This window comes from Arthrobacter sp. efr-133-R2A-63 (genome assembly GCF_030209795.1).
In the GTDB taxonomy this organism is placed as follows: domain Bacteria; phylum Actinomycetota; class Actinomycetes; order Actinomycetales; family Micrococcaceae; genus Arthrobacter; species Arthrobacter bambusae_A.
Genome location: NZ_JARVRG010000030.1, coordinates 114,145 through 126,614 on the forward strand (window position 1 = coordinate 114,145; position 12,470 = coordinate 126,614).

A 12,470-nucleotide genomic window follows, 5' to 3' on the forward strand; every position below is an offset into this window, starting at 1 on the left:
TTCGGGATCAAAGACGTCCCGGAGCGCAGTTGGACATGTGCTTTCGAGGCCGATGGCGGGCATTTCCCCTATGCAAAGGAGCATTCCATGGTGCGCGAACTTTCCCACTACATTGACGGCCAGAGGATCGACGGGACCTCCGGGCGCTTCAGCGATGTCTACGATCCCTGCACCGGCGAGATTCAGGCCAAACTTCCCTTGGCCAGCGCTGATGAGGTCAGGAACGCCATCGCGAACGCGGAAAAGGGCCAGCTCGAATGGGCTGCGATGAACCCGCAGCGCCGTGGCCGGATCCTGCTCAAGTTCGTGGACCTGGTCAACGAACACATGGACGAACTCGCCACGCTGCTCTCCTCCGAGCACGGCAAGACCTTCCCCGATGCCAAGGGCGACATCCAGCGCGGCATCGAGGTGGTGGAGTTCGCCGCCGGCGCGCCGCACCTGCTCAAGGGTGAGTTCTCGGACAACGCCGGCACGGGCATCGACGTCCACTCATTGCGCCAGCCGCTCGGCGTTGTCGCCGGCATCACGCCCTTCAACTTTCCCGCCATGATCCCGCTCTGGAAGTCCGGCCCTGCGCTGGCTGCGGGCAATGCCTTCATCCTCAAACCGTCGGAGCGCGACCCCTCCGTGCCCCTTCGCCTGGCCGAGCTCTTCACCGAGGCCGGATTGCCGAACGGCGTCTTCAACGTCATCAATGGCGACAAGGAAGCGGTGGATGCCCTCCTTGAGGATCCGCGCGTGAAGGCCATCGGCTTTGTCGGTTCCACGCCGATTGCCCAGTACATTTACGCGACCGCGGCCGCCCACGGGAAGCGCGCCCAGTGCTTCGGCGGTGCCAAGAACCACATGGTGATCATGCCCGACGCCGATCTCGACATGGCCGCGGATGCGCTCATCGGCGCTGGCTTCGGCTCCGCCGGAGAGCGTTGCATGGCGATTTCCGTTGCGGTGCCGGTTGGCCAGGAGACGGCCGATGAGCTGGTTTCCAAGCTGCAGGACCGGATCAAGGGACTGAAGGTCGGCCCCAGCCTGGCCAAGGATTCGGACTTCGGCCCGGTGGTGGCAGCCTCGGCGAAGGAACGGATCGAGGGCTACATCCAGGCCGGCGTCGACCAGGGCGCCACGCTCGTCACCGACGGACGCGGCCTCACGGTGGACGGCTACGACGGCGGTTTCTGGGTTGGCCCGACCCTCTTCGACAACGTGACGAAGGACATGTCCATCTACAAAGAGGAGATCTTCGGCCCGGTCCTGAGCGTCCTCCGCGCAGCTGACTACGAAGAAGCGCTGCGGCTCTGCTCCGAGCACGAGTTCGGCAACGGCGTCGCGATCTTCACCCGCGACGGCGACGCTGCCCGCGACTTCGCGAGCCGCGTCGAAGTGGGCATGGTTGGCATCAACGTTCCCATTCCCGTCCCGATTGCCTACTACACCTTCGGCGGCTGGAAGGCCTCCGGCTTCGGCGACCTCAACCAGCACGGCGCGGACGCCTTCCGCTTCTACACCAAGACCAAGACGGTCACCACCCGTTGGCCCTCGGGCATCCGCCAGGGCGCCAGCTTCGTGATGCCGGCCGGCAGCTAATGGCCGAGGTCCTCTTCGAGAAGCGCGGCCACCTCGGCGTCATCACCCTGAACCGGCCCCAGGCCGTCAACGCCCTCACCAGCGGCATGGTGCAGGCCATGCTGGAGCAACTCACCGAGTGGGCGGACGACGACGGCGTCAAGACGGTTTTGGTGCACGGCGCCGGGGAGCGTGGACTGTGCGCGGGTGGAGACATCGTGGCGATCTACGATGACATGCTGCGCCACGGCGGCCAGACAGCTGACTTCTGGGCTGCGGAGTACCGCTTGAACTCGCTCATTGCCCGGTATCCGAAGCCTTACGTGGCCTTCATGGACGGACTGGTCCTCGGCGGCGGGGTCGGTATCTCGGCCCACGGCTCCGTCCGCGTGGTCACCGAGCGGACCCGCACCGGCATGCCGGAAACCACCATTGGGTTTGTGCCCGACGTCGGCGGGACCCTGCTGCTGTCCCGCTCGCCGGGGGAGTCCGGCACCTACGCCGCGCTTACGGGTGCCCACTTGAGCGGGGCCGATGCCCTGTTCCTGGGGCTCGCGGACCACTTCGTCCCGTCCGAACGCCTCCCCGCCCTCGCGGAAGCGCTGGAAAGCTCGACGGCGGAGGCCGCCGTCGGGCGCTTTGTGCAGGAACCGCCGGCCTCGGCGCTGTCCGGCCAGAGCGAGTGGATCGATGCCGCCTTTGCTTCGGATGACGCCGAGGAAATCGTCGCGAGGCTGCGCGCGGCCGGTGGTGACGCCGCCGCGGCCGCGGACACGCTCGAGGCGAAGTCGCCAACAGCAGTGAAAGTGGCCCTGGAATCGTTGCGGCGCGTCCGGGGGCTCTCGCTCGAAGAGGCGCTGGAACAGGAATACCGGGTTGGCGTGCGCTGCCTGGCCGGGCCGGATTTCCGCGAGGGGATCCGCGCCCAAGTGGTGGACAAGGACCGCAACCCACAATGGAAGCCGGCTTCCCTCGCGGAGGTGTCGCCGGCCGCCGTCGAAGGCTTCTTCGCCTCGCTCGGCGACCGTGAACTCAAACTTCATTCAAAGGAGTCCGACCATGTCTGACGCAGTTTCCGGCACCATCGCTTTTCTCGGCCTTGGCCACATGGGCGGTCCCATGGCCGTGAACCTTGTCAAAGCGGGGCACCACGTGGTCGCGTACGATCCCGTGCCGGCGGCACTTGAGGCAGCCCGTGAACACGGCATAGCCACGGTGGATTCCGCTCCGGAGGCCGTCGCCGGTGCTTCCGTTGTCCTGACCATGCTGCCCAGCGGCAAGCACGTCCTGGACGCCTACCGGGGAGTCGACGGTGCACCGGGCCTGCTCTCGGTGGCTGCGCCGGACACGCTGTTCCTGGACTGCTCCACCATCAACGTCGACGAGGCCCGCGAGGCCGCTGCCATTGCTTTGGAGGCCGGCCACCGCTCGGTCGACGCGCCCGTTTCCGGAGGCGTGGTTGGCGCCGAAGCCGGAACCCTGACCTTCATGGTGGGGGCGCTCCCAGAGGACTTCGAAACCGTGAAGCCGATCCTGGAACTCATGGGCCGGAGGATCGTCCACTGCGGCGACCACGGAGCCGGGCAGGCGGCCAAGGTCTGCAACAACATGATCCTGGGCGTTTCGATGATTGCCGTCAGCGAGGCGTTCGTCCTGGGCGAGAAGCTGGGCCTCACGCACCAAGCGCTGTTCGACGTCGCATCCAACGCCTCGGGGCAATGCTGGGCGCTCACCACCAACTGCCCGGTTCCCGGACCGGTCCCCACGAGCCCGGCCAACCGCGACTACCAGCCCGGATTCGCCGGAGCGCTCATGGCAAAGGACCTCCGGCTCGCGGTCAACGCGCTTGAGAGCACCGGAGTGGACGGGCAAATGGGACACCTGGCATCGCGGATTTACGATGCTTTCGCGGCCGAAGGCGGAGCCGGGCGTGACTTCTCCGGCATCATCACGGACATCCGGGACAAGTCCGCCAAGTAGCCTTGGCGGGAAGATCATTTCGGGGCAACCGACACAACTGAGCAACCGACACAACTGAGCAACCGACAAAAGGGGCACGGCTTGGCGCAGCAGTACGAAAACATCCTGGTGGAATTCCGTGGACGGGTGGGCTTGGTGACCCTGAACCGGCCCAAGGCGCTCAATGCCTTGAACCAGGCCACCATGAATGAGATCGTGGCCGCAGTGTCGGACATGGATGCGGATCCCGGGGTGGGTGCCGTGGTGATCGCCGGATCGGAGAAGGCCTTCGCGGCCGGCGCCGACATCAAGGAGATGGCCTCCAAGGGGTACATGGACATGTATGCCGCCGACTGGTTCCGCGCCTGGGAAAACCTCACTCGCCTGCGCATTCCCGTGATTGCGGCAGTGTCCGGTTTTGCCTTGGGCGGTGGCTGCGAACTTGCCATGATGTGCGATTTCATCATTGCCGGGGACAACGCCAAGTTCGGTCAACCGGAAATCAATCTCGGCGTCATTCCCGGCATGGGCGGCTCGCAACGGCTGACCCGGGCCGTGGGCAAGGCCAAAGCAATGGACATGATCCTCACTGGGCGGTTCATGGACGCCGAGGAAGCCGAGCGTGCAGGACTTGTTTCCCGCGTCGTGCCAGCCGATTCCGTGGTGGAGGAGGCGATGAAGGCCGCCGAGGTGATCGCGTCCAAGTCCAAGCCGGTTGCCATGGTGGCCAAGGAAGCCGTCAACGCAGCCTTCGAAACCGGCCTCTCCCAAGGTGTTTTGTTCGAGCGCCGGGTCTTCCACTCATTGTTCGCCACGGAGGATCAGAAGGAAGGCATGGCGGCGTTCACCGAGAAGCGCCAGCCGGAGTTCAAGCACCGCTGATCCACTGCTGAGTAACTGTCGTTCTGAAGGCTCAAAACGGCAGTTACTCAGCAATGGATGGAAAATTCGTTAGTCCGTGAAGTCGCCCGCGGCCTTGCGGAAGTCTCCCAGCACGCGGATCAGGTGCTCGACGTCGTCGTCCCCGAAGCCGGACTGGCCGAACACCTCGTTGTTGAGTGCCGTCGTCGCTCGCTTCGCGAGGGTGCGGCCCTCCGCGGTGAGCTCGATCAGCGTGGTGCGCCCGTCAGTGGGATGCGGGGAGCGGACCACGAGGGCGGCCTTCTCGAGGCGGTCGACGGCGTTGGTCACCGACGTCGGATGCACCTGGAGCAGCGCGCTGGCTTTGTTCATCGGCAACGCGCCGCTGCGGGCGAAACTCAGCAGGGCCAGGAGTTCGTAGCGCGCGAAGGTCAGGCCGTAGGGCTTCAAAACGCCTTCGATCCGCGCGAGCAGGATCTGCTGCGTGCGCATGATCGCGGTAATGGCCGCCATGGGCGCGGCGACTTCGCCCCAGCCGTGGCGCTCCCAGTTTCGCTGGGCGTCGGCGATGGGATCGCGGGGGAGTGGGCTGCCCACGGTGCCTCCTGACATTGCTTGGCTGCCTATTCTTTCAGACTCGGGAACTCATCCTCGGTGTACTCGACGCCCAGGCCGGCAGGCAGCGGACCATCGCTGTGGCGGGCCACCTCCGTGCCTCGAAGCTCGACGCGCCGGATCTTGCCCGAAATCGTCTTGGGCAACTCACCGAATTCGAGCCGGCGGACGCGCTTGAACGGCGCCAGGTGCTGCCGGCAGTATCTGAGGATGTCCTCGGCAACAGCGGGTCCGGGCTCGTACCCGGCGGCGAGCACCACGAAGGCCTTGGGCACCGAAAGCTTGACCGGATCCGGAGAGGGTACGACGGCGGCCTCCGCCACTGCGGGATGCTCGATCAGGACGCTTTCGAGTTCGAAAGGGGACAAGCGGTAGTCGGAGGATTTGAACACATCGTCTCCGCGGCCCACGTAGGTGATGACTCCGTGCCCGTCCCGGCTGGCCATGTCACCCGTGTGGTAGTAACCGTCGCGGAACGCCTCGGCCGTCTTTTCCGGGTCGCCGAAGTAGGACTTCATGAGCCCTACGGGGCGGGGGTCCAAGCGCAAGCACAGCTCGCCGTCGTCGGCCTCTTCGCCAGTGGCCGGGTCAACAAGGACGACGTCGTAGCCCGGCAGCGGCCGCCCCATCGAACCGGTCTTGACCGGTTGGCCGGGGGTGTTGGCGACCTGGACTGTCGACTCCGTCTGGCCGAAACCGTCGCGGATGGTCTGCCCCCAGGCCCGCTCGACTTGCCCGATCACCTCGGCGTTGAGGGGTTCGCCCGCCGAAACCACCTTGGTTGGCGGGGTTTTGAGCAGGGTCAGGTCCGCCTGGATGAGCATGCGCCACACGGTGGGCGGGGCGCAGAAACTCGTGACGCCTTCGCGGCCCATCTGCTCCATGAGGGCCTTGGCGTCGAAGCGATCGTAGTTATAGACGAAGACGCAGGCCTCGGCGATCCACGGCGTGAAAACGTTGGACCACGCGTGCTTTGCCCAGCCGGGGGACGCCACGTTGAGGTGGACATCCCCGGGCTCCAGGCCGATCCAATACATCGTGGAGAGGTGTCCCACCGGGTACGAGGTGTGGGTGTGCTCCACCAGTTTCGCCCGCGACGTAGTGCCCGAGGTGAAGTAGAGGAGCATGGTTTCGTCAGCGGCGGTGGGGGCGTCCGGGACGAACGTCGACTCGGCGGAATCCGCTTCGGCGTACTGGAGGGCGCCAGGGGTCTGGCCGTCACCCACTTCAATGAGGGTGTAATCGCCCGGCACTTCGGCGAACTTGGCGATGTTGGCGCTCCCGACGGCGGCCCAGCGGGCGCCGCCGCGCTCCACGCGATCCGTGATGTCGCGCGGGCCCATGAGCGTGGTGGTGGGGATCAGGACCACGCCGAGTTTGATCCCGGCGAGCATGAGTTCCCACAGTTCCACTTGGTTGCCGAGCATGATGATCATGCGGTCGCCCCGCTGGACGCCCTTGGATCGGAGCCAGTTGGCAAGCTGCGAGGAGCGCGCGGAGAGCTCGGCGAAGCTGCGGCGGGTGGAACTGCCGTCCTGCTCGACGATCACCAGCGCAGGGTTGTTGGCCGTGCCGGGGTTATCCGCGACCTGGTCGAACCAGTCGAGTGCGAAGTTGAACTCGCTGAAACGGGGCCACTGGAAGTCGCTGCGCGCCCCTGAATAATCGGTGCGCAGCGCAAGGAGCCGATCGCGGGCTGCACGGAAGTCGTCGGTGACTGTCATTGTCTGCCTTTCGCCCTGCGTGTATGGGGAGTGCGAACCGGGGACGAACTGGCCGTATGATCCGCCTCACCTGCAATATACTAGGACATCCAAGGGTTTGGAAGAGGCAGTGTTGCGGGGCTGCCCACTCTCACGCAGGGCACACTTTTGCGGGATGACGACGGCGGCGCCCCCGCCACGGCGCGGGAGACCGCCGTCGTGCGCTGCCAAAAGGCGCTCAGCGTGACGGAGGCCCCGGGTTCAGGCGACTGCTACTTCCACCATGTGTCGAAAATCGTGACCGGAACAGTGCGCTTGTGGCGGGTGCGCAGGTACTTCTGCTCGATGGTCTCTGCCACCTCGTCCGAGACTTGCCGGCCTTCGAGGTAGTCATCGATCTGGTCGTACTTGATGCCAAGCTCGTCCTCGTCGGTGCGGCCGGGCTTGCCGTCCAGGAGGTCGGCCGTGGGGACCTTGTCCCAAATGCGGGATGGGGCGCCCAGCTCGGCGAGGAGTGCGCGGTTCTGCCGCTTGTTGAGGCCGAAGAGCGGCAGGATGTCCGCACCGCCGTCGCCGTACTTGGTGAAGAATCCGGTGACGGATTCGGCTCCGTGGTCCGTGCCGATGACGAGGTAGTTGTGCTCGCCGGCGAGGGCGTACTGGGCGGTCATACGGGCCCGGGCCTTCGTGTTGCCCTTGTGGAAATCCGAGATGCGCGCGCCCGTGGTCTTCTCGAACTCATCTTCGAAACCGTCCACGGCGCGTGAGATATTGAACGTCCATTCCGTCTTGGCCTGGATGAAATCCAGCGCGGCCTGGGCGTCTTCCTCATCATGCTGGGCGCCATAGGGGAGCCGGACGGCCACGAAATTGGCCTCCACGCCCTCGGCCTCAAGCTCCTCGACCGCCAGCTGGGCAAGGCGCCCGGCGAGCGAGGAATCCAGTCCGCCGGAAATGCCCAGGACAAAGCCCTTGGTGTGCGTGGCCTTGAGATATTCCTTCAGGAACGTGACGCGTTTGCGGACCTCCCCGGCTGGGTCGATCCGGGGCTGGACGCCCATTTCCGCAATGATCGTGGCCTGGAGTGTGCGCATGTCCCCAACAGTAGTAACCAGCACTTGAAACACTCAACTGTGTCACCCCATGTGTTGCACTCCGGAACGCCTGTCCCCACCCAACTGACTCGCAGTTGTTGTCGTTCTGAGCGCCCAAAACGACAACAAATGCGAGCTAGTTGGGCGGCCCGGGCTGGTTCAGTCGGGCGCGCAGGGGGCACTCACCGCACCGGCGCGGCGCCCGTCGATGCCCGCACCGTGAGGTGCGTTGGCATGACAGCCAGGCGCCGGCTGGTCCCGCCGTACTGGGGATTCAACCGGGACAGGAGCATGGAGACTGCCACGCGCCCGGCTTGTTCGATGGGGGACGCCATGGTGGTGAGCGGCGGGTTGCAGAAATCGGCTCCGAAGATGTCGTCACAGCCCACGATGCTCATGTCGTCGGGCACGCGGATGCCCCGTTCACGCAGGCGCTGCAGCATTCCGATGGCCAGCAGGTCGTTGAAGACGATGCACGCCGAGGCTCCCGTGTGCACCGCGGCGTCCGCTGCGGCCGCTCCCGAGGTGGTCTTGGGTGCGAACGGCCCCACGCTGAAGGTGGTCAGCCCCCGTTCCGTGGTTTCTTCCTGGAACGCTTGCCACCGCTTGGCGTTTGACCAGGAGGTGGCCGGGCCTCCGACGAAGCAGATCCTCGTGTGCCCCAGGGAGACCAGGTGTTCCAGTGCCTGGATGATGGCCGACGGCGTATCGATCACCACGGTGGGTGCGATTGCCGGAGCCCGGTTGATGGTGACCAGGGGCTGTTGTGCCGCCGCCTCGGCGAGCTGTGCGTCCGTCAGGCGGGACGCCGCAAGGATGAATCCGTCTGCCGAGCGGCGCATCTTCTGCAGCGCATCTGCCTCCATCTCCGCTGATTCCTCGGTGTCAACGAGCAGTTGCGTGTAGCCGGCGGCCTTCAACTGGTGTTGCGCCCCACGGATGATGTCGAAATAGAACGGATTGGTGATGTCCGGAACCAGGACGGCAACGGTCTGGGTGCGTCCGGAGCTGAGCCCGCGCGCCTGCGAGCTCGGAATGTAATTCAATTGCGCGGCTGCTTCTTCGATGCGCTCGCGGGTCACGTGGTTCACGCGCCCGGGATTGCTCAGGGCCCTTGAAACTGTTGACGTCGCCACTCCCGCAAGTTCCGCGACGTCGCGGATCGTGGGCTGCCTGCCCGGTGACTGGAGCTGGAGTTCTGCCATGGTCTAGGTGTTCCTCATCTGCCGCAGCCGCTCAACAACGAGTGACTTGTCCCACAATTGCAGCACTGATGACAATTTTTGGCAATCGCTTGTCATCGCTGTTTGGCGTGCCTAGACTCGGAGAAATCACCCGATGTGACGCGCACCACGCCAATGAGGCCATCGGGCTCCAGGGAGGAAAACAATGAAGTTTGCATCGTCCGCCAAATTTGCCGCTGTTGTCGTAACAGCCGCCCTAGCTTTGACCGCCTGCGGAGGCGGCAACAGCAGCTCCGGGGGGAGCGCGGGACCCGTTGACGGAAAGGGCAAGAAGCTGAGCGTCCTGACCGGCGTCAACAACCAGTACTCTGCCCAGCAAAAGCAGTGGTTCACCGACATTGCGGCCAAGTTCAAGGCGCAGACCGGTGCCGATATCGAATTCGAAACCTTCGCGTCGGCCAACGATGAACTGACCCGCATCCAGACGTCCGTCGTCTCCGGACAGGGACCTGACGTTTACAGCCTCGGCACCACGTTCACGCCCACGGCGTATGCAACCAAGGCTTTCGTGACGCTGACCGACGACGACTGGAAGAAGATTGGCGGGAAGGACAAGTTCAACCCCGCCGCCCTCGGAATTTCCGGCCCCGATGCCCAGCACCAAGCCGGCATTCCCTTCGTCAGCCGGCCGTTCGTGATGGCTTACAACAAGGACATCCTGAAAGCCGCCGGGATCGACAAGCCCGCCACCAGCTGGGACGAGCTCGCCGCACAGGCCAAGAAGATGACCAACCCGGCCACTGGCACCTTCGGACTCGCCACCGGCTACAAGGACAACTTCGACCCCTGGAAGTTCATCTGGGCCATGTCCGTCCAGGCAGGAAACCCGCTCGTGGACGGCAAGACGCTCAAGCTTGACGACCCGGCCGTCAAGAAGGCCTACCAGACCTACTTCGGATGGCTGACCACGGACAAGATCGTCGATCCGGCTTCCATCGGGTGGAGCAACAGCAACGCCGTCGCAGCCTTCGCCTCGGGCAAGGCGGGATACCTCATGATGACGACGTCGAGTTCCCTCCCGACGCTCGACAAGTCGGCGGTCGCGGGCAAGTACGCCTACACAGCCATGCCGACCACGGCCCCCGGCCAGACCTCTCCGCAGGGCGACGCCGCGAATGCAGCCAGCATCCTGTCAGGTGACAACGTGGTTGTTGCCGACTACTCGAAGCAGAAGGACCTTGCCTTCGCTTACATCAACCTGATCACGTCCAAGGACGAGCAGTTGAACTTCCAGAAGATCTTCGGCGACCTGCCTGCCAACGCCGAAGCCCTGAAGGCGCTGAACAACCCCGCTCTCCAACCGGTTGCCGACACCGCTGCAAAGTCCAAGGCCACGCCGTTCACCGGAGCGTGGGGCGACATCCAGCTGGCTCTCCTCAACGTCGTGGTCCAGTCGATCCCCGATCTCTCCAAGGGATCCGTCGACGACTCGAGCCTCGAGGCCCGTCTCAAGGACGCCCAATCCAAGGGCCAGGCCTCGCTTGACCGGGCATCGAAGTAAGTAGGAAGTGACATGTCCACCGATTCATTGACTGCGGGCAAGTCCACGCGCCGCAAGTCGTCCCGCGCTTCAAAGCCGGACCCGCAGTCACCGGACGACACCTCCCGGCGCCGCAAAGGGCTGAGCGAACGCAACCGCCCCTTGTGGATGCTGATTCCAGGCGGCCTGCTGATGGTGATCATCATCGTGGTGCCGCTCCTGCTCGGCATCTTCATGTCGGGCCTGGATCTGGACCAGTATTCGCTGCGCCAGTGGGTCAGCGCTCCGTTCATCGGAGTCCAGAATTTCGTCGAAGCGCTGACCGCATCGCCTTTGCTGCACGCCATCTGGCTCAGCGTCAGCTACTCCTTGATCGCCATGGTGGTCACGATCCCGCTCGGCATCGCCGGCGCCGTCGCCACCCAGAACGCGTTCAAGGGCCGGGCCGTGATCCGTTCCATCTTCCTGATCCCCTACGTCCTTCCCTCCTTCGTGGTGGCGACGGTGTGGCGGACCATGTTCCAGCCGGGCAGCGTCATCGACTCGATGCTGCATTCGGTGGGCATAGACCCCGGCCTGTGGCTCAATGGTCCGCAGTCATATTGGACGCTGATCCTGGTCCAGATCTGGGCATCGTGGCCGTTTGTCTACCTGCTGGCATTGTCCGGGCTCCAGTCCGTGGACCATGAGGTCCACGAGGCCTCGGCCCTTGACGGTGCGCTGTGGTGGAACAAGCTCCGCTATGTGGTCTTCCCTTATCTCAAGGGTCCGCTCTCCTTGGCGTTCCTGATCGGCATGCTGCACCACATCAACAACTTCACCTTGCCGTTCGTCCTGTTCGGGGTTCCTGCTCCGTCCGATGTGGAGCTGCTCCCGATCCTCACCTACGTCACCAGCTTCCAGAGCTTCCGGTTCGGGCTCAGCGCGGCCATGGCGTTCATCTCGCTGATCCTGATCGCGATCCCCTTGTTCGTCTATCTGCGGGCCGTCAAACTCGACGACGCCGAGACTCCCGGAGGCAAAAAGTGAGCACCGCAACTACCGCCGTCGGACGCACATCGAGCGAAGACTTCCGCCCGGGCTCCAAACGCCAGCACGAAGTAACCCGGCTCATGCCTGGGCCCATGCTCGCCATCATCCTCACGGTGTTGTGCGCCTTGGTGCTCATTCCCGTGGCGTACATCTTCCTGGCGTCCGTGAACTCGGACATCGGCGTGGCCCGTGGCGAGTTCTTCCCGTCCAGTTTCTCCTTTGAGAACTACTCCACGATCTGGTCGAGTGTTGGACTGGCCACGGGCCTGGCCAACAGCGTGCTCGTGGCCGGGTCCACCGCCGTCGTCTCCGCCCTCATGTCGATCGCCACCGCCTACGTGCTGGTCCGCTACCAGTTCCGTGGCCGGTTGACGATCCTTCGCGGGCTCCTGGGACTCCAGTCGGTTCCCGGCACCCTCATGGTCCTTCCGGTCTTCGTGCTGTTCTCGTCTTCCGCGAGCTACCTGGGCATCCAGATCATCGGCACCCAATGGGGTTTGTTCATCACCTACCTGACGTTCGCGATGCCGTTCTCCACCTGGGTGATGGTCACCTACCTGCGCGGCCTGCCGCGTGAACTCGAAGAGGCGGCAAGGATCGACGGCGCCAGCAACCTGGGCGTGCTGGTGCGGATCATCCTCCCGCTGAGCTGGCCCGGCGTGGTCGTTTCCGGTATTTTCGCCTTCCTGCTCGGTTGGAACGACGTCCTGTTCGCCTCTGTCATGACGCGGCCCGAAAGCCAGACTGCCGCCGTCGCGCTCCAGATCTTCGGTGCCTCGCAAGAGGGCGGCGCGATTCCCTTCTACGGCCAGATGATGGCAGCTTCCCTTGTGTGTGCTGCCCCGGTGGTCATCCTGTACCTGATTTTCCAGCGTTACCTAGTGGGCGGCCTGACCGCCGGAGGAGTCAAGTAAGT

General features: G+C 64.5%; 11 protein-coding genes. 7 read left to right on the plus strand and 4 right to left on the minus strand.

What is annotated here, in order from left to right:
* Positions 1-87 precede the first annotated feature (87 nt).
* From QRN45_RS16865 to QRN45_RS16880, 4 genes are all read left to right on the plus strand, one after another.
* On the plus strand, positions 88-1,587 hold the full coding sequence (locus QRN45_RS16865; protein WP_241707332.1) for a CoA-acylating methylmalonate-semialdehyde dehydrogenase: 1,500 nt from the start codon (positions 88-90) through the stop codon (positions 1,585-1,587).
* Positions 1,587-2,633: an enoyl-CoA hydratase/isomerase family protein gene (locus tag QRN45_RS16870; RefSeq protein ID WP_284764095.1), complete on the plus strand. Its 1,047-nt coding sequence runs from the start codon at positions 1,587-1,589 to the stop codon at positions 2,631-2,633. Before QRN45_RS16865 ends, QRN45_RS16870 begins: the two co-directional genes overlap by 1 nt.
* Entirely contained in the window at positions 2,626-3,546 is a 921-nt protein-coding gene (gene mmsB, locus QRN45_RS16875; RefSeq protein ID WP_284764097.1) for a 3-hydroxyisobutyrate dehydrogenase, read from the plus strand. The genes QRN45_RS16870 and mmsB overlap by 8 nt, the downstream gene beginning before the upstream one ends.
* Before the next feature lie 81 nt (positions 3,547-3,627).
* Positions 3,628-4,407, plus strand: a complete 780-nt coding sequence (locus QRN45_RS16880) for an enoyl-CoA hydratase (protein ID WP_284764098.1) — start codon at positions 3,628-3,630, stop codon at positions 4,405-4,407.
* A gap of 69 nt (positions 4,408-4,476) precedes the next feature.
* Here the strand turns inward: QRN45_RS16880 and QRN45_RS16885 are convergent, their stop codons facing one another.
* The 4 genes from QRN45_RS16885 to QRN45_RS16900 all read right to left on the minus strand — a co-directional run bounded on the left by QRN45_RS16885 (position 4,477) and on the right by QRN45_RS16900 (position 9,003).
* Positions 4,477-4,983: a MarR family winged helix-turn-helix transcriptional regulator gene (locus tag QRN45_RS16885; RefSeq protein ID WP_078106894.1), complete on the minus strand. Its 507-nt coding sequence runs from the start codon at positions 4,981-4,983 to the stop codon at positions 4,477-4,479.
* Positions 4,984-5,009: 26 nt separating this feature from the next.
* On the minus strand, positions 5,010-6,725 hold the full coding sequence (locus tag QRN45_RS16890; protein WP_284764100.1) for an AMP-binding protein: 1,716 nt from the start codon (positions 6,723-6,725) through the stop codon (positions 5,010-5,012).
* 251 nt (positions 6,726-6,976) lie between these two features.
* Complete coding sequence (nadE, locus tag QRN45_RS16895) at positions 6,977-7,798, minus strand: NAD(+) synthase (protein ID WP_241707337.1); 822 nt, start codon at positions 7,796-7,798, stop codon at positions 6,977-6,979.
* A 182-nt stretch (positions 7,799-7,980) separates the two neighbouring features.
* On the minus strand, positions 7,981-9,003 hold the full coding sequence (locus QRN45_RS16900; protein WP_241707338.1) for a LacI family DNA-binding transcriptional regulator: 1,023 nt from the start codon (positions 9,001-9,003) through the stop codon (positions 7,981-7,983).
* Between the two features lie 184 nt (positions 9,004-9,187).
* On the opposite strand from QRN45_RS16900, the gene QRN45_RS16905 reads away from it, so the two are divergent.
* From QRN45_RS16905 to QRN45_RS16915, 3 genes are all read left to right on the plus strand, one after another.
* On the plus strand, positions 9,188-10,543 hold the full coding sequence (locus QRN45_RS16905; RefSeq protein ID WP_241707339.1) for an ABC transporter substrate-binding protein: 1,356 nt from the start codon (positions 9,188-9,190) through the stop codon (positions 10,541-10,543).
* A gap of 12 nt (positions 10,544-10,555) precedes the next feature.
* Entirely contained in the window at positions 10,556-11,551 is a 996-nt protein-coding gene (locus QRN45_RS16910) for a carbohydrate ABC transporter permease (protein ID WP_078106788.1), read from the plus strand.
* 83 nt (positions 11,552-11,634) lie between these two features.
* Positions 11,635-12,468, plus strand: a complete 834-nt coding sequence (locus tag QRN45_RS16915; protein ID WP_241707369.1) for a carbohydrate ABC transporter permease — start codon at positions 11,635-11,637, stop codon at positions 12,466-12,468.
* Positions 12,469-12,470 lie beyond the last annotated feature (2 nt).